The sequence below is a fragment of the Antarcticibacterium flavum genome (assembly GCF_006159205.1).
Lineage (GTDB): Bacteria > Bacteroidota > Bacteroidia > Flavobacteriales > Flavobacteriaceae > Gillisia > Gillisia flava.
Genome location: NZ_CP040812.1, coordinates 3,092,228 through 3,110,808, shown reverse-complemented (window position 1 = coordinate 3,110,808; position 18,581 = coordinate 3,092,228). Strand labels below are relative to the sequence as shown.

The 18,581-nt window shown below is 41.2% G+C and carries 15 protein-coding genes; 11 read left to right on the top strand and 4 right to left on the bottom strand.

Annotated elements, in window-relative coordinates; translation table 11 throughout:
- Positions 1-123 precede the first annotated feature (123 nt).
- Together ubiE and porT are read left to right on the top strand one after the other, a co-directional pair.
- On the top strand, positions 124-855 hold the full coding sequence (ubiE, locus tag FHG64_RS13455) for a bifunctional demethylmenaquinone methyltransferase/2-methoxy-6-polyprenyl-1,4-benzoquinol methylase UbiE (protein WP_139066892.1): 732 nt from the start codon (positions 124-126) through the stop codon (positions 853-855).
- Position 856: 1 nt separating this feature from the next.
- Positions 857-1,534, top strand: a complete 678-nt coding sequence (gene porT / locus FHG64_RS13450) for a type IX secretion/gliding motility protein PorT/SprT (RefSeq protein WP_139066891.1) — start codon at positions 857-859, stop codon at positions 1,532-1,534.
- Here porT and FHG64_RS13445 read toward each other — a convergent pair.
- Entirely contained in the window at positions 1,528-2,262 is a 735-nt protein-coding gene (locus FHG64_RS13445; RefSeq protein WP_139066890.1) for a TrmH family RNA methyltransferase, read from the bottom strand. The two genes, porT and FHG64_RS13445, sit on opposite strands and share 7 nt — an antisense overlap.
- Positions 2,263-2,299: 37 nt before the next feature.
- On the opposite strand from FHG64_RS13445, the gene tamL reads away from it, so the two are divergent.
- From tamL to FHG64_RS13400, 9 genes are all read left to right on the top strand, one after another.
- Positions 2,300-4,867, top strand: a complete 2,568-nt coding sequence (tamL, locus tag FHG64_RS13440) for a translocation and assembly module lipoprotein TamL (RefSeq protein WP_139066889.1) — start codon at positions 2,300-2,302, stop codon at positions 4,865-4,867.
- A 50-nt stretch (positions 4,868-4,917) separates the two neighbouring features.
- Positions 4,918-5,985, top strand: coding sequence for a class II fructose-bisphosphate aldolase (gene fbaA / locus FHG64_RS13435; RefSeq protein WP_139066888.1), 1,068 nt, complete (start codon positions 4,918-4,920; stop codon positions 5,983-5,985).
- 123 nt (positions 5,986-6,108) lie between these two features.
- A complete protein-coding gene (gene accD / locus FHG64_RS13430) occupies positions 6,109-6,966 on the top strand; it encodes an acetyl-CoA carboxylase, carboxyltransferase subunit beta (RefSeq protein ID WP_139066887.1) in 858 nt (285 codons plus the stop codon).
- A gap of 103 nt (positions 6,967-7,069) precedes the next feature.
- Positions 7,070-7,339 carry a 30S ribosomal protein S15 gene (gene rpsO, locus FHG64_RS13425; RefSeq protein ID WP_139066886.1) on the top strand — a complete coding sequence of 90 codons (270 nt, stop codon included), beginning with the start codon at positions 7,070-7,072 and terminating at the stop codon, positions 7,337-7,339.
- A gap of 232 nt (positions 7,340-7,571) precedes the next feature.
- The gene (locus FHG64_RS13420; RefSeq protein WP_139066885.1) at positions 7,572-9,815 is read left to right on the top strand and encodes a polyribonucleotide nucleotidyltransferase; all 2,244 of its coding nucleotides are present in this window, start codon (positions 7,572-7,574) and stop codon (positions 9,813-9,815) included.
- 163 nt (positions 9,816-9,978) lie between these two features.
- The gene (locus tag FHG64_RS13415; RefSeq protein WP_139066884.1) at positions 9,979-11,238 is read left to right on the top strand and encodes a putative DNA modification/repair radical SAM protein; all 1,260 of its coding nucleotides are present in this window, start codon (positions 9,979-9,981) and stop codon (positions 11,236-11,238) included.
- Positions 11,239-11,251: 13 nt separating this feature from the next.
- Positions 11,252-12,037: a TIGR03915 family putative DNA repair protein gene (locus FHG64_RS13410; RefSeq protein ID WP_139066883.1), complete on the top strand. Its 786-nt coding sequence runs from the start codon at positions 11,252-11,254 to the stop codon at positions 12,035-12,037.
- 46 nt (positions 12,038-12,083) lie between these two features.
- Entirely contained in the window at positions 12,084-12,299 is a 216-nt protein-coding gene (locus FHG64_RS13405) for a hypothetical protein (protein WP_139066882.1), read from the top strand.
- A gap of 77 nt (positions 12,300-12,376) precedes the next feature.
- Positions 12,377-12,595 (top strand): hypothetical protein, encoded by a 219-nt coding sequence (locus FHG64_RS13400; protein ID WP_139066881.1) that lies wholly within the window; start codon positions 12,377-12,379, stop codon positions 12,593-12,595.
- Positions 12,596-12,922: 327 nt separating this feature from the next.
- Here FHG64_RS13400 and FHG64_RS13395 read toward each other — a convergent pair whose 3' ends face one another.
- The 3 genes from FHG64_RS13395 to FHG64_RS13385 form a co-directional block, all read right to left on the bottom strand.
- The gene (locus FHG64_RS13395; RefSeq protein ID WP_139066880.1) at positions 12,923-15,382 is read right to left on the bottom strand and encodes a zinc-dependent metalloprotease; all 2,460 of its coding nucleotides are present in this window, start codon (positions 15,380-15,382) and stop codon (positions 12,923-12,925) included.
- 111 nt (positions 15,383-15,493) lie between these two features.
- Positions 15,494-15,874: a response regulator gene (locus FHG64_RS13390; protein WP_139066879.1), complete on the bottom strand. Its 381-nt coding sequence runs from the start codon at positions 15,872-15,874 to the stop codon at positions 15,494-15,496.
- An 11-nt stretch (positions 15,875-15,885) separates the two neighbouring features.
- Positions 15,886-18,528 (bottom strand): PAS domain-containing sensor histidine kinase, encoded by a 2,643-nt coding sequence (locus tag FHG64_RS13385; protein ID WP_139066878.1) that lies wholly within the window; start codon positions 18,526-18,528, stop codon positions 15,886-15,888.
- Positions 18,529-18,581 lie beyond the last annotated feature (53 nt).

The following is an 18,581-nucleotide window of genomic DNA, read 5'->3' as shown; positions in this document are numbered from 1 at the left end:
ATTGAAAGAGTTTTCAAAGGTACATTATTTTAATGCAATTCAGAAATTCCTCATTTTTAATAAAGTTTGGATCCGGTAAACACAATTATTACATATCTCTTATCTTTGAACCAAATTTTGCAGATGGAAAAGAAAGTAACACCCTATAAAGATTCCCAACTCAATAAAAAGGAGCAGGTGGAACAAATGTTTGACAAGATCTCCGGAAATTATGACGGACTCAACAGGGTGATCTCTTTTGGGATTGATGTTAAGTGGCGTAAAAAAGTAATAGAACATGTTGCAGCTACTGCACCCAGGACTGTTCTGGATATTGCCACAGGCACCGGTGACCTTGCTATAAGCATGGCAAATACTTCAGCAAAAAGAATTGTAGGTCTGGATATTTCTGAGGGGATGCTGGAGGTAGGTCGAAAGAAGATAGCCGCAAAAAATCTTTCAGAAAAGATTGAGATGGTGCAGGCAGATGGTGAAGCCCTGCCCTTTGAAGATAATACCTTTGATGCCATAACAGTTGCCTTTGGGGTTCGTAATTTTGAACACCTGGAAAAAGGATTATCTGAAATCCTCAGGGTATTAAAACCAAACGGAATATTTGTAGTACTGGAAACATCTGTTCCAACGAAATTCCCCTTTCGCCAGGGGTATTATTTCCATACAAAAGTGCTGCTTCCCATTATAGGTAAACTCTTTTCCAAAGATAAAGTAGCTTACTCCTATCTTAGTGAAAGCGCTGCCTCCTTTCCCTATGGAAAGAGGTTCAACAATATTTTAAAGAAAATTGGGTTTACTAATGTGGAGGATAAGCCTCAAACTTTTGGTGTTGCGACCATTTATACAGCTTCTAAAGAATAGTATGAAAAAATATTTTGTCCTAACAGCTTTATTATTCTGTTATTTCCAGGGTAATGCCCAGCTTTTTTCCGGGGAACGCTTGTTAAATCAACCGGATATTGACAATAAAAGGTGGTCCTGGGGATATTTCCTGGGGTTCAATACTTATGATTATAATTACACCTATAAAGAATATATAGCCAGTCCTTCAACAGGAAAAGACCTTATCACGGAAAGAGGGATAGGATTTAATGTTGGCCTTATAGGTAATTTAAAACTGGGTAACAACCTTGACCTTAGACTGGAGCCTGGGGTAAGTTTCAACAATGCCGGGGTGAGGCCACCATATACTTCAGAAATTGATGAAATTAACAATACACACGTTCATATCCCGCTGTTGCTGAAATTTTCTGCGGACAGGCTAAATAATTTTCGCCCGTTTGTTTTAGGTGGGGTTTCTACCTCGCTCAATCTTTCCAGCAATGAGAACAATCCTGAAGCTCCTATTAGGATGACAACAGCCAATTATTATTACGAACTGGGGCTGGGAGTAGACCTCTACTTCTTCTATTTTAAACTCTCCCCCTCCCTTAGAGGTGTTTTTGGGATCAATGATGAGCTGGTGGCAGGCACTGCAGATTTCTATAATGTTAAGAGCATGAAGACCCGGGGCATCTTTCTTAACTTCACCTTTCAGTAATTTTCCTGCCGGCGAAATTCGCTTAAAAGTATAGCAGTGGCAGTGGCCACATTAAGACTTTCTGTATTTTCTTCCGCTCCAAACTGGGGAATAGTTAGTTTTTGGGTTACCAGCTCCTCCACGGTTGTGGATATTCCATTTGCCTCGTTACCAAGAATAATTATTCCTGAAGCCGGAAGGGTAGCGGTATAAACATTTTCTCCTTCAAGAAAAGTACCCATCACAGGTAACTGTGTGTTATTATTGACCACCTCCTGCAAATCGTGATAATGCAATTTTACCCTTGTGAGGCTTCCCATACTTGCCTGGACCACTTTAGGATTGTAACAATCTACCGTATCCCCCGAACATAGCAATTCTTTCACCCCAAACCAATCGCATAACCTTATTATTGTACCCAAATTCCCGGGATCACGAACGCCATCAAGGGCTACGGTTAAACCTGAAAGTTCCGGCAGGGTTTCTTCCGGAATTTTGAAGAGTGCAAGTGCAGTTTGAGAGCTATGAAGTCGGCTTATTTTTTTTAGTTCTTCCTCTTTAACCATAAGGGTTTTTGAAGCAGGGGCATTGAAACTATCTTCAATTGTAAATAGAGTTTCCAGTTCAAAAGTTGAGTTCAAAAATTCCTGTATACCCTTCTTCCCCTCTACTATAAAAAGGCCATTCTTAGTACGGTATTTTTTTTGCTCAAGACTGGTTATTAACTTAATTTGGCTTTTACTAACCATGCAATTGAAGTATTTTTGAATCCTTAATAAACATTTATTGAAACCCCTTCCTGCAAAAATATCGTTATTTATTTTAACCATCCTATTTTTAGCCTCCTGTAATGCCGTTAAACGAATTGAAAGCGATGAATTATTACTTACAGATAACACTATCTACAGGAACGGGGAAGAAGTAAAGGAAAACAGGATCTACAACCAGTTATATCAGGAGCCCAATACAACATTACTGGGTTTTCCCATACAGCTCCACTTTTACAACCTGGCCAAGCCACAACCTGATTCAGTTTTTTTAAATTGGTTGCACAAGAATCCTAACAGGGAACAACGCCTGGTGAATATCTATTCCCGCAAGCAGGTGGATAAAATGCGGGAATCTTATATCAACCTTAATCAATGGATAAAAAGAGCCGGGGAGGCGCCAGTGATCATTGATGAGGAACTGGCAAAAAAATCACGTAACCGGTTGCTGTCCTGGTATTTTAATCACGGCTGGTTCAATGCTGAGATTGATTACGAGATAAAACCTTCAGAAAAAGAAAAAAGAGGGGAAATCGATTATTTCGTAACCACCTATAAGCCTTATATAGTAGATTCCATACGCAGGCGAATTGCTTCCCCCGTTATAGATTCTCTTTATCAGGCGCACGAGGCAGAGTCAATAATCACGACAAACACCCAGTACCGTACCCTTGATTTTAATGAGGAACGGGACCGGCTCACCCAGCTTTTTAGGAACAACGGGGTGTACTATTTTGACCAGGAATATATTTCCTTTGAGGCAGATACCGTAGACACCAATCATAAGGTAAACGCTACCGTGATCATTAACAACAGGCAGGTAACAGAAGGGGATTACACCACCAGGGTCCCATTTAAGATCCATAAAATAAGCGAGGTAAATGTTTTTACAGATTATTCCTTCGCCAACCGCAACTCCCCGGTGACAGATAGTGTGCAGTTCAACGGCTACAACATCTATAGTTTCGATGAGATGGAATTCAAACCCCGGGCAATTACAGATGCTCTTTTTATAAGGCCGGGAGAGATCTTTCGCGACCTGGACAGGACCAGGACCTATAACAGGATAAGTTCCCTGCGGGTGTTTAAATATCCTACTATAGAATATACAAGGGATCCTGCAGATACTACAAATACCGCCCTTATCGCAAATATTTTTCTCTCACCACAGCAAAAATATTCCCTCGGTTTTGATTTTGACATTTCTCAAAGTAATATCCAGGATTTTGGGATTGGGTTTGGAGGAAGCCTTTTAATTAGGAATGTATTTGGTGGTGCTGAAAATTTTGAGATCTCCGGTAGGGGAAGTATTGGGGCATCATCTGATGCTGCCAGGGGAAGTTCCCGCGACAGGTTCTTCAATATATCTGAAGTGGGGGCAGATATAAAACTCACATTCCCACGCATCTTTCTTCCTTTTGATACAGAGAGTTTCATTCCAAAATACATGAACCCATTTACCTCCCTTAGCCTGGGGGTGAGCACACAGAATAATATTGGGCTTGACAAACAAAACCTAAACGGGATCCTGAATTACCGCTGGAACCCTTCCAGGATTTTATCCCACAGGATGGACCTGCTCAACATACAATATGTTAGGAATCTCAATACCGATAATTATTTTAATGTATACCGTAGCTCCTACAATAACCTGAATGAGATCATCCGTTCCGGGAACGTGGTTACCTCTCCGGAATATTTAAATGAGGTGGGAAGATTGACCATCCCGGAGGGGGCAGAGGGTTTCATTCGTGATGTCACCAGGGATCTACCAGGTACCTCCGGCCTTTCCCCTGCACAGGAACAGGAAGTGCGTAATATAGGAGAACGTAAAAATAGATTGACAGAGAACAACCTTATCTTCTCCTCCAACTTCACCTATTTACGCAATAACAAGCAAAATCTTTATGATAATGATTTTTCAAGGTTCAGGTTTAAGATCGAAACAGCAGGAAACATTCTCTCTGCAGTTTCCTCCTTAGCAGGGATGAGCAGGAATGAAGATGGAGCCTATGAAGTGGTGGGAGTAAACTTTTCACAATATGTGAAAACCGAAATAGATTATATAAAACATTGGGACTGGGGAAATAAGAACATTTTTGCCATACGCACATTTGGAGGTGTTGCTATTCCCTATGGCAATGCCAACAGCATTCCATTTATACGCAGTTTCTTTGGTGGCGGCCCCAATGACAACAGGGCGTGGCAGGTTTACGACCTGGGGCCGGGAAGCAGCGGCGGTAGAAATGAATTCAATGAGGCCAATATGAAAATAGCCCTGAATGCCGAGTACAGGTTCAACCTCTTCGGCGCCTTGAATTCTGCTTTTTTCATAGATGCGGGAAATATCTGGAATGTCCTGGATATAGTGGAAGATGAGGCTGCTACTTTCACTTCATTTTCAGATCTAAAGGAAATAGCAGTAGGTACGGGTACCGGTCTTCGATATGATTTTAATTTCTTTGTCCTGCGCTTTGACGTGGGTTTCAAAGCATACAACCCCGCACTCCCAGAGGAAGACAGGTGGTTTAACAACTTTAATTTCAATAATGCCGTATATAACGTTGGGATCAATTACCCCTTCTAACCGAACAAATTTTCCTATTTTTGTAAAACAAATTTTTGAAAAAACCTATTATGAGTCATAATATAAAACCCGGTGTTGCCACAGGAAAAGAAGTACAGGAAATCTTTAAATATGCCAAGGAAAAAGGCTTTGCACTTCCCGCGGTAAATGTTATAGGTTCCAGTTCCATCAACGCAGTACTTGAGACAGCAGCACAATTGAATTCCCCGGTTATCATCCAGTTCTCAAATGGAGGAGCACAGTTCAATGCAGGTAAAGGCCTCTCCAATGAGAACCAGCAGGCGGCTATTGCCGGCGGGGTTGCAGGAGCAAAGCATATTCATGAACTTGCAAAATTATACGGGGCAACGGTGATCCTTCATACAGATCATGCTGCCAAAAAATTACTTCCCTGGATAGATGGCTTACTGGATGCAAGTGAAAAGCATTTTGAGCAAACAGGAAAACCTCTTTACAGCTCACATATGATAGATCTTTCTGAAGAATCTCTTGAAGAGAATATCGATATCTGCAAGCAGTACCTCAAGCGGATGAGCAAAATGGGAATGACCCTTGAAATTGAGTTGGGTATTACCGGGGGCGAGGAAGATGGAGTTGATAATACAGATGTTGACGATTCCAAACTTTATACCCAACCGGAGGAAGTTGCCTATGCTTATGAAGAATTGAGCAAGGTGAGTGACCAGTTCACAATTGCCGCTGCCTTTGGAAATGTTCACGGGGTGTACAAACCAGGGAATGTAAAACTTACACCAAAGATCCTTAAGAACTCCCAGGAATTTGTAAGTGAGAAATATGGATTGGGTCCCAACCATATTGACTTTGTTTTTCACGGAGGAAGCGGTTCAACCCTTGAGGAAATTAGGGAAGGGATTAGTTACGGGGTAATTAAAATGAATATAGATACAGACCTACAGTATGCATACCTGGAAGGAATAAGGGACTATATGGGAAGCAAAAAAGATTATCTTGCTGCTCAAATTGGAAATCCGGATGGACCAGATTCGCCAAACAAAAAACATTATGACCCAAGGGTATGGGTGCGTGAAGGGGAAAAGACCTTTATTGCCCGTTTAAAGAAAGCTTTTGAGGATCTTAATAACGTAAACACTTTATAATCTATTTATACCAGCCGGAGCTACTTTAATGTACTCCGGCTGTTTTTATTTTAATTAAACCTTCATTTAAAACTGAAGGATTCTGTAATTTTGACGCGGAATAAATCTTTAATCTAAGAATTCATGGCCTGGTTTAAAAGAACACAAAAAGGTATTCAAACGCCCACTGAAGAAAAAAAGGATGTGCCTAAAGGATTATGGTACAAATCCCCAACGGGTAAGATCGTAGATGCAGAGCAGCTGGAAAAGAATTTTTACGTAAGCCCCGAGGATGGTTACCACGTGAGAATAGGGAGTAACGAATATTTCAAGATCCTTTTTGATAACAACCAATATAAAGAACTGGATAAAAATGTAAGTTCTAAGGATCCTCTTAATTTTGAGGATACTTCAAAGTATACAGACAGGCTAAAAGCCGCCCAGGAGAAAACCGGCCTGGTAGATGCGGTAAGAACTGCTGTTGGAAAATCCAAAGGCAAGGAACTGGTAGTAGCATGTATGGACTTTGCTTTCATTGGAGGTTCCATGGGCTCTGTGGTAGGTGAAAAAATAGCCCGTGCGGCAGATTATTCCCTGGAACACAGGATACCTCTACTTATAATTTCCAAATCTGGTGGTGCCAGGATGATGGAAGCGGCACTTTCTTTAATGCAGCTTGCAAAGACCTCGGCCAAACTTGCACAACTGGCAGATGAGGCTATCCCTTACATTTCCCTTTGTACAGACCCTACCACTGGTGGAACCACGGCATCTTTCGCAATGCTTGGAGACATTAATATATCAGAGCCGGGAGCTCTTATAGGTTTTGCCGGGCCAAGAGTAGTTAAAGATACTACAGGACAGGACTTACCAAAGGATTTCCAGACTGCGGAGTTCCTTTTGGAACATGGATTCCTGGATTTCATAACCCCACGATCTGAACTTAAAAATAAGATCAATTTATATTTGGATCTTATTCAAAATGAGAAGATAAGGGCCTAAAAATAAAAATTGGCAGGCAAACCGATTTTATGAAAAATATACTATCTTTGCCGCTTGACAGAAAAGCTGTCAATACATAAAAATCATTAAATTTAATATTGGAATGTATTTAACTCAGGAACAAAAACAGGAGCTTTTTGCAAAGCACGGTAAAGGAAAAGATGATACCGGAAGTGCAGAAGGACAAATCGCATTATTCACTCACCGTATCTCTCACCTATCAGAGCACTTAAAGAGAAACCGTAAGGATTTCAATACAGAGCGTTCATTAGTGAAGTTGGTAGGTAAAAGAAGAAGCCTGCTTGATTACTTGATGAAAAAGGATATTTTGAGATATCGTGCCATCGTAAAGGAATTAGGATTAAGAAAATAATTTTCAGGGGGCTTTATGCCCCCTTTTTTATATCTTACAATATTATTGTAAGGTCTTTTTATTTTTATTGTTACAAAACTATAACTCCAGGCCATCCGGCAGAGAGTAGTTTTTCATTGGTCTGCAACAACAACTACACAACAACAACACAGCAAGTCCCGATGAATTATTCATAGGGAGACCATTGTTTAACGTAATATGTAGTGATACATATTGAATTCAAAAAATTTTTATGATTCCAAAGACATTTAAAGAGGTTATCGATCTAGGCGATGGCAGGACCATCACCCTCGAAACCGGAAAATTGGCAAAACAAGCCCATGGCTCTGTTGTTGTTCAAATGGGAGACGCAATGCTCCTTTGTACAGTTGTTTCCTCTTACAAGGAAAGCACTATGGATTTCTTTCCATTAACTGTAGATTACCGTGAAAAATTTGCTGCGGCAGGACGTTACCCGGGCGGTTTCTTCAAGAGAGAAGCAAGGCCAAGTGACGGGGAAGTATTAACAATGAGGATCGTAGACAGGGTGCTACGTCCACTTTTCCCATCAGATTATAAGACAGAGACCCAGGTAATGATCCAGTTGATGTCTCATGATGAAGAGGTGATGCCGGATGCCCTTGCAGGATTGGCAGCATCTGCAGCTATACAGCTTTCAGATGTTCCTTTTGAGTGTGCTATTTCTGAAGCACGCGTTGGTAGGGTAAACGGTGAGTTCATCATCAACCCAAGCCGAAGCCAGCTATTGGAATCAGACCTTGATATGATCATTGGTGCCTCTGCAGACTCTGTAATGATGGTGGAAGGTGAGATGAAAGAGATTTCAGAAGAAGAAATGGCAGAAGCTATTAAATTTGCCCATGAAGCTATCAAAGAACAGATCAAAGCCCAGGAACGCCTCGTGGAAGCTGTTGGAAGAAAGCCGGTGAGAGAATATGAGCCTGCAAAGAAGGACGAATCCATTCAGCAAAAAATTCATGATACTGCTTATCAAAAGATCTATGATATTGCTAAGGGTGGACACGGAAAAAGAGAAAGAAGCGAAGCATTTGCAGCAGTAAAAGAAGAAGTACTTGCATTGTTTACTGAAGAAGAACTGGAAGAAAACAGGGATCTTATCAAATCTTATTTCAGCAAAACTGAAAAGGAGGCGGTAAGGGAACTTACCCTGGCTGAAGGTCTTAGACTGGACGGAAGAAAAACAGATGAAATTCGCCCAATATGGTGTGAGATAGATTATCTGCCATCTGTCCATGGTTCTGCGATCTTCACAAGAGGAGAAACCCAGGCGCTTGCAACAGTGACCCTTGGAACTTCCAGAGAAGCAAATATGATAGATATGCCAACCCACCAGGGCGAGGAAACTTTCTATCTACATTATAACTTCCCTCCATTCTCAACAGGGGAAGCATACCCAATTAGAGGGACTTCAAGACGTGAGATTGGTCACGGGAACCTTGCACAACGTGCACTAAAAGGAATGATCCCTGCAGACAATCCATATACTGTGAGAATAGTTTCTGAAGTATTGGAATCCAATGGATCTTCTTCTATGGCAACGGTTTGTGCCGGTACAATGGCAATGATGGACGCCGGGATCCAAATGAAGAAACCGGTATCCGGGATCGCAATGGGATTGATCTCTGATGGGGACCGCCACGCGGTATTATCAGATATTCTTGGAGATGAAGATCACCTTGGAGATATGGACTTTAAAGTAACCGGAACTACAGATGGAATTACTGCCTGCCAGATGGACATTAAAGTTAAAGGATTACCTTATGAGATCCTTGTAAAAGCCCTTAAACAGGCGCGTGCAGGAAGACTTCATATTTTAGAGAAACTTACAGAGGCAATTGCCCAGCCAAATGAAGGTGTGAAAGCTCACGCTCCAAAGATCGTTACCAGAGAGATCCCACAGGAATTCATTGGTGCGCTTATTGGACCAGGTGGAAAAGTGATCCAGGAAATGCAAAAAACTTCCGGGACCACTATCGTGATCAATGAGGTAGATGAAAAAGGAATTGTTGAGATCCTTGGAACGAGCCAGGAAGGTATTGACAGTGTTCTTGCAAAAATAGATTCTTTGCTATTTAAGCCTGAAGTTGGAGAAACCTATGATGTGAAAGTCATAAAGATGCTTGATTTTGGTGCTGTGGTAGAATTCCTTGTTGCCCCGGGTAATGAAGTATTGCTTCACGTATCTGAACTTGCGTGGGAACGTACAGAGAATGTAAGCGATGTGGTTAATATGGGAGATGAATTTAAAGTAAAATACTTTGGAATTGATCCTAAGACCCGTAAGCAAAAAGTTTCAAGAAAAGCGCTTTTACCTAAACCGGAAGGTTACCAGGCAAGGCCGCCAAGAGACAACAATGACCGTGGTCGTGATAACCGTGGTTCAAGAGACAACAGAGGCCGTGACGATAGAGGTCGTGATGACAGAAGGTCCAGAGACAACAGGAATAACGACTAAATAAAAGTCATTTTATATTAGAGATCCCGGGGCAAACATCCCGGGATTTTTTTATTTTGCCCCTGCCTTATTAGCGTTCTTACCCCTCCAAATTTAACAGCTCAATTCCACTCAATTAGGAAAATATCCTTAATTTTGGAATAAATCCAAATAAGGTAATTGAATGTCGTTTGAAAGAATAAAAGAGAAGCTGAACATCCTTGCAGATGCAGCCAAATATGATATTTCCTGCTCCAGTAGCGGCAGCAAAAGAGCCAATAAGAACAAAGGACTGGGCAATAGTGACGGGATGGGCATTTGCCATAGCTACACAGAAGATGGCCGTTGTGTATCCCTCCTAAAGATCCTGCTTACCAATCACTGCATTTTTGATTGTGCCTATTGCGTAACCAGAAAGAGCAATGATATTCCCAGAGCTGCTTTTAAAGTTCAGGAGGTGGTAGATCTCACCATGAGCTTTTACAGAAGAAATTATATAGAAGGCCTTTTCCTGAGTTCCGGCATCTTTAAAAGTCCAGACCATACCATGGAACGGCTGGTGCAGGTGGCAAAAAAACTTAGACTGGAAGAGAATTTCAACGGATACATACACCTAAAATCCATCCCGGGAGCTAGCGATGAATTAATGATGGAAGCGGGGTTGTATGCAGACAGGCTTTCAGTAAATATTGAGATCCCAACTATATCTGGTTTGAAATTACTTGCACCAGATAAAAAACATGAGGATTTCACCAAACCAATGCTGGCGGTACAAAATGGGATCAATAAATTTAAGAGTGAACAAAAGATCATAAAAAGCACCCCTAAATATGCCCCTGCAGGACAAAGCACTCAAATGATCGTTGGGGCTACGGGAGAGAGTGACAGGGATGTAATGTATTCTGCCACTTATTATTACAAAAAGTACCAGATGAAGCGGGTGTATTATTCCGGCTATATTCCTGTAGCAGATGATTCCAGATTGCCTGCATTGGGCAGCCCGGTGCCAATGTTAAGAGAAAACCGGCTCTACCAAACAGACTGGCTGCTTAGGTTCTATGGTTTTGATGTAAGAGAGCTCCTGAACGACGATACCCCAAACCTGGATTTGGATATTGATCCAAAATTAAGCTGGGCGCTGCGCAACAGGAACCTATTTCCTGTAGATATCAATAAAGCCGGTAGAGAAATGATCGCCCGGGTACCGGGCATTGGAATGAAATCTGTCCACAAGATAATTGAGGCCAGGCGTTTCAGGAAATTAAACTGGGAACATCTTAAAAAAATTGGTGTGGCATTAAACAGGGCGAAATATTTTATCACCTGTGACTCCTCGCAGTGGGTGAAACAGGATCTTAGCTCATTAAAGATCAAAGGCCAGATCTTGCAGGGTTCCGGCAGTAAATACCTGCAGCAGCTAAGCCCTCAATTAAGCCTATTTTAATAAAACCCTGTATATGCACCAACCTATTCTAACCCTGGTCTATGACGGCAGTTTGGAAGGTCTATTCTGTTGTATTTTCGCGGCTTTTGAACAAAAATTGAAGGTAGACTCTATCTACACCAGGGACAACCTGCAACCAAATATGTTTTCCCCTCCAGAAGAAATATACACAGATTCCCTGAAGGCGGAAAGAGTAAAAAGCGGTTTAATTAGGATTTTGGGTGTGCAGGAATTCCGCAGATTATATTTTGCATTTCAAAGCGAGGTCCCCGGGATGGAAATGAAGATCCTGGAATTTGCTCAAATGGCTTTTACAAAGAAAAATTTCAGCCCAAAGGATTACGGGGAACCGGCGATCCTTTGGGTGGCTAAGACTGCAAAGATGGTGAGCAGGGAAAAACATCGTATGGAAGCATTTGTTAGATTCAAACTTACCGCAGATGAGATCTACTTTGCACAAATCGAACCGGATTTTAATGTACTCCCACTTATCCGGAAGCATTTTGAAAGCCGTTATGCCGACCAAAAGTGGTTAATTTTTGATAAAAAGCGCAATTATGGGATATTCTTTGACCTTGAGACTACGAATTTTATAACATTTGACAATTGTGAATTCAGCAATGAAGATGCTCTTAATGACTCTGTTTTTGATGCAACTGAAATAGAATTTGAGGATCTTTGGCAAAATTACTTTAATAGCACGAATATCAAATCCCGGAAGAACCTAAAATTACATAACCGGCATATACCCCGACGCTACTGGAAGTATTTAAGTGAGAAGAAACCTTTGCATAAATAAAATTTAATTTAAATTTGCTGCTTCAACTAATCAAACATTTTTTAAAATGAAAAAATTATCCCTTTTATTATTAGCTTCTGTTTTCACTTTATCTATTTACTCTTGTAGAGAAACTACTGAAGAAAGAACAGAAGATTCTTTGGAAGAAGTAGGAACAGATATTGAAACTACTACTGAAGAAACGTACAACGAAGCAGAAACTGAAGTACAGGAAGAAATTGATGGTACAGATGATCTTAATGCTGATGATGACATGCAATAGTCATTTGCTTTAATTTATTTTAAGCCATCCCAAAGTTTTCTTTGCGATGGCTTTTTTTAATCTTAAATCTAAAAATAATGAAAAAGGTAATTTTAATAATGATGCTGGCAGGTTTGGCAACCACTTTCCAATCCTGTAGGGAAACTACCCAGAAAAAAACGCAGGATGCCGTTGAAGCCATAGGGGAAGATATAGAAGACAACACCAAAAAAGCAGGGAAGAAAATAAAAGACGGGGCTAAAAAGGTTCAGGAGGAAGTACAGGAGGAGATCAATAATACTGACGATGTAAATTAAAACAAAGCAGAACGGAACCTATCGTTCCCGATTAAAAAAATAGGGCGCCTGAATTTCTCAGGCGCCCTATTTTTTATATTCTATATTTAAGAACCACTGTTTTCCGCTAAAAGAGTCTGGACCGCTCTGTACTAGAATATAGAACCTAGACAAAAAACTCAGTGTCAGAAAAGCAGTTATTTACATTTTGCTGTATAATTTAAAATTTCATAAATTATTTTAGATCCCAAACCACCCCCTGGTTGAAGGTGAAATGACCTCTGACAAATTAGAGAAAAGGTTATGGAAGATTTTTCATTATCTAATCGGACATCAGGGATTTAAGAACTACAAATCCATTCGTAACCCCTGGTCTATTCTGGCAATAAGATCATTCCAGTGATATTGGGTCAAAGGATCATTAACCCGGGACTTCCTTTGGCTTATATCCCTCTTCAAACGCTCCATCTCCCCCCTCATCAAGGCAATAACATCGCTTTTTAGGATCCTGTCGTCTTCTGCTCCATTTACTTTTCTTACATAGGAAGAAGCAGCATCTACGAAAGAACGTTGTAAATTCCTGCGGTAGGCATCTGTTCTCTGGCCTGCATATAATTCTTTAAAAATTCCGGTTCTAAGGTCCTTCATCAGTTCTACGGCCGTGTAGACATCCCGCCCATTGACCTGCTCATTGGTGATCATCCTTTGCAGGCGTTTTTCATTAAGCAAATTGTTAAGGGAGTTAGTTTGAAGTGCCTGCACCCTTTCAATAGCACCACTGGATTCTATCCTGTCCAGCAGGTCTCTTTCCAAAAGCCACTCCGGTGAGGTAAAGGCGTGGTTATTCAAAAATGCCACGGCTTTCTTTTGCATTTCTTCCGGAACAGGAGAATAGATCGCTCCTTCCTGGTCAGATGTTTTTCGGGTTTCATAAACTCCTCCAACATTGGCTATCACGTGAGAAATATAACCTCTCCACATTCCTGTAAGTTCTCTGTAAACCTCAGCGAGTTCATCATATCCATATCCATCCTTTGAAGTCCACTCTATTAAATTGGGAACCACCTTCTTTAGATTGGCAAGCCCATATTCACTTGCCATTACCTGGTCATCCCCAAGACTTTCTCTTTGGGACTGGGGGTCCACACCATCATATCCTCCTCCAAATTCATAAACAGGATCCCCAGCCTTCTCTGCTATCCATTTATCCAAAGTTGCTTTCTCTTCCCGGGCACTCTTAGCCTCAGGAATATAGCGGTAACCCCAATTAATAGCATAGAGATCATAGGGGCCCATCATTCGTATAAATCTTACTCCTTCATCTTCCGGTTGTGCCACATAATTTACCCTGGCATAATCCATAATAGACGGGGTCAACCCATATTCCTGTGTAAAGCTGGCAGAACGAAGCGAATCTGTGGGATAAGCTGCACTGGCTTTCATGTTGTGCGGAAGGCCTAAGGCGTGGCCAATCTCGTGAGCAATTACCATCCTCATCATTTCCCCTATTTCTTCTTCGGGAGTGTTTAGGGTTCTGGCAGATGGATTTTGAGCCCCGGCCTCAATCATATACCTGTTCCTGTAGGACCTAAGATGATTATGGTACCATATAATATCACTTTCAATGATCTCCCCTGTACGAGGATCTGTAACAGATGGCCCGGTGGCATTACGGGTAGTACTGGCCACATATCTCACTACAGAATATCTAACATCCTCCGGACTAAAATCCGGATCCTCTTCCTTTGATGGAGGATCTTTGGCTATTATAGCATTTTTAAAACCTGCAGCCTCAAATGCCACGTTCCAGTCTTCTATACCCTGTCTAAAATATGGCCTCCATTTTTCCGGGGTCCCCGGGTCAAGGTAATAAACGATAGGCTTCACCGGTTCTACCAGTTCCCCGCGCTTATAAGCTTCAACATCCGTAGGCTCCAGTCTCCACCTTCTAATTATTTCATAGTCATCAGATTTTAATTCTTCAGAATCATAATCGAATTTTTTAGTGGTAAACCATCCTACCCTATAATCTGCAATACGCGGTTGCATTTTGTCATCCGGGAGAAGGACCATGGACTGGTTCATCATAAGGGAAATAGTTCCCGCCTGGCCTCTTTCAGGCGGTTCCTCTGCCTCATAGGTCATTACGTGTTTCACCTCAATATTCTTTGGAAAGGAACGCACAGATTCTATATAAGACCTGTTAGAATCAAGCTTTTTGACCTTATACCTTTTTTTAAGGGAGGAGGATACCCCGTTTATTGCTTCAATATCGTTTTCAAAAAGACTGTTTACCTCTGCCACCACCGCAGTGGAATCACTATTATAGGCTGCTATTTTGGCGCTGTATAATATGGGGAAGAAATTATTCACCAGTACAGACTGGTATATTGGGGAATCCTCATCACTTTCATTTTCAAAACTTATTACTTTAAGATCCACATTGTCCCCTCTCCTGCTCCAGCGTACTACCTGCTCATTTACTTTAGACCCTGCATTTACGTAACCTCCTCCAAAACCGGAAGGGACCTGGGCTATACGGCTCACCAGCAACATATCCTTTTCCATTAGGTCCAGGGGTATTTCAAAGTAAAGTTTATCGCCCACCCTATGAGTATTAAAAAGGCCATCATCTGTAACAGCCTGGGAAGTAATCACTTCATTGTAAGATTTAAGTCCATTACTGTTCTTGGAAGCCTGGACTGTTGCATTGGGGGATTTACCTGTATTACCTGCCACTTTGCCCTGGGTTTGACATCCCATTACAGCAAAAGCAAGCAATCCAAGCGTGCTTAATTTTTTTATCATTATATAAAGTTATTTAGAAGCCCAAGATAACAAAGAAGTTGCTAAACGGGGTGCTCTAAAAAGTAAAAAGCCACCCACAGGTAGCTCTTCAGTATTTGAATTCACCTTTTCTCAGGATGCATCCTTTTTTTCCAGGATATGGTTGATCTTTTTTATAAGATCTTCCATCTCGAAGGGTTTTGCCATGAAATCATCTGCTCCGGCTGCTTTGCATTTTGGGCCGGCATCGTGCAGGGCAGACATCATAAGCACCGGCACATCTTTGGTCTTTTCATTCTCTCTAATCCCCATACAAACATCTGTACCATTAACGCCGGAGATTAACATATCCAACATGACAAGATCAACTCCCTTTTCCTGAATGAGATCTTCTGCCTCATCGGGCTTTTCGGTAACTGTGACATCAAATCCGTAGAACTCAAGGAGGGTTTTCAGCATTTCCCCAATGCCGGAGTCATCATCTACAACAAGTATTTTTGTTTTATCATCCATTTAAAAAGTAATTAATTTTGTGAAACTTCAGAAAGAATAAATGTGAATTCAGAGCCTTCCCCTATTTTACTCTTCACCTTTATTGAGCCATTATGCCTTTGAATTATTTCTTTTGCAAGATACAAACCAATTCCGAAACCTGAATAAGTTTCCTCACTCTCCACTCCCACCCGGTAGAACCGTTTGAAAATATTCTTATGGTTTGCTTTATCTATCCCAATTCCCCGATCCTTTACGCTTACGGCTACTTTATTGTCCTCTGTACTGTTAATAAGAACATTCACCTCCCTGCTTTCCGGAGAATATTTAATTGCATTGGTAATAAAGTTTATAAGTACCTGTCCAATCCGGTCTTTATCTGCATATACACTGCACCTGTGCTGGTGAGTGACCTCCACTCTGTGCTGCGTATTGGTATAATGAATGTCCTGCACGGTTTCAGCCACCAAATCATTGATGCTAAAGAAACTTTTTTGCAATTCCAGTTTGTTTTCCTCGATCCTGGAGAGATCCAGCATTTCAGAAATTAGACGGGTTAATCTTAGAATTTGATGATCTATCCTTTCCAGGGACGGTTTTAAGGGTAGGGGGACGGTATTGCCATCTTCCTCTCTTTGTAACAGGTTTAATAGTAATTGTACATAGCCCTTTATGGAAGTGACAGGGGTCTTTAACTCGTGACTCACCATCTTTAAAAAGGACTCTTTTCTCTTTTCCTCCTCTTTTAACCTATGGATCTCTGTATTTGTCCCTATCCAAAGTTTTATTTTTCCGCCTTCATCCTTAACAGCCTCAGCTCTTCTTAAGTGCCATTTGTATTTACCATCCTTATTCTTATACCGCACTTCCATTTCAAAACTTTCTCCTGTGTTAAGAGATCTTTCCCAGTTTTGATCAAAGAGTTTCTTTTCTTCAGGGTGCACCAGGCTGGACCATCCGTTTTTCTTTAATTCTTTAAAGCTTAGCCCGGTATAATCCAGCCAGTGTTTGTTGCAATAGATAAAATCCCCTTCAGGATTTGTGGTACAAAATTTTTCTGGGATAAGATCTGTCATTTGGCGAAAGTAGGCTTCACTTTCTTTAAGCAGGTTTCTTGATTCAACCATCTCTGTAACATCAATGGCCATATTAAGGATCCCATATATCTCCCCATCTTCATTTTTTAAAGGTTTGTAGGTGAAATTAAAAAACCCTGTTTTCAAATTCCCGTCTATGACAAGATCAACCTTATCCTCCTTTCCCCAATATGTTTTACCGGTGGAAAAGACATCATCCAGCAGCTCATGAAAAGGCTGGCCCTCCAGCTCCGGCAATGCCTCCTTTAATGTCATTCCAATTATAGAAGCATCTTTCCCCCAAACTTTTATCATTGCTTCATTGGCCAGTTCAATTCTCATATCCCGGCCTGTGTAAACCGCGGTAGGAACATCTGCCTCTTCTACCATAGAACGTATACGGTGTTCTTTCTCTCTTATAAGCTGTTCCTTTACCTTTTCTTCGTGAACATCTACCACTGTACCTACCATCCCTTCGTAATCCCCGTTCTTGTTGTACTGTGGCATTCCATTGTCAATAACCCAACGGTACTCTCCGGAGGTATTTCGCAATCTAAAGGTGGCGGTATATGGTTTCCTGCTATTATTAGCTTCCAGGAAGGCATCTTTTGCCTGTTTCTTATCATCTGGATGTATAGCTTCTACCCAGCCATAACCCTGCGCTTCCTGTGCTTTTTGACCGGTATAGTTATACCAGTTTTTATTAAGAAAAATGCTGTAGCCATCCTTATTGGTTATCCATATCATCGCAGGTACAGTATTAATTAACTGTCGCAGCTCTGTTTCGCTTTCTTCAATCTTTTTTCGCGAAAGCACCTGTTCTGTAGCATCAACTACATGAACAAACACTCCATCCACCTCCCTTTTTGCATTAAAAGTTGGCTGATACACAAAATTTAGAAAGGAATTCTTTTTACCAAAGTGTTCATCACTAAGTTGAATGGGAACCTGGTTTCCAACAAATGCCTCCCCTGTTGTATAAACCTGGTCCAATAAATCAAAAAAACCCTGGCTCTCTGCCTCTGGTAATACTTTGCGGACAGACTTTCCAATGATATCCCTTCTTCCAATGAACTCAATATATTTATCATTGGCAACTTCAAAAACATGTTCAGGCCCTTTTAGCAGACATATCATAGCCGGTGCGTTGGATAAGATTTCACTTATTTGGGTTCTTAAGGCACCTTTTTTAGTAGCTAATGGTTTATCCGGACTAATACTTAGAATGGTCATTTCCCGGTTTTGCCAATTGAAAACCCTGGCGTTCATGGAAACAGGGATTTGGCCAGAATTCCGGAATTTCAAGGTTATGTGTAGATCTTTTACCTCCTTTTCCTGAGCCAACTCACTTTCAAATAAGTGCCGAACCTTGTCCCGGTCCAAATTTCCCTCCTGCAGGGAGTAAATAGTTTCTCCCTCTATTTCTCCTTGTGTTATTTTAAAGGTGGTGAAAAAGGGTTGTGAAGCAGCAAGTACTTCAAGATTTTGATTTAAAACCAATACGGGCTCCCGAAGCGGGGAAACCAAAGAGTTTGCAAAAAGTTTGGCTTCTTGATTTTCATTCTCCAAATAAGGAGACTTCCGGGATTTTTTTTTCATGAAATGGTGACCTCTGCATTGTACCCTCTGGGTACTGAATAAATTAGGCCACT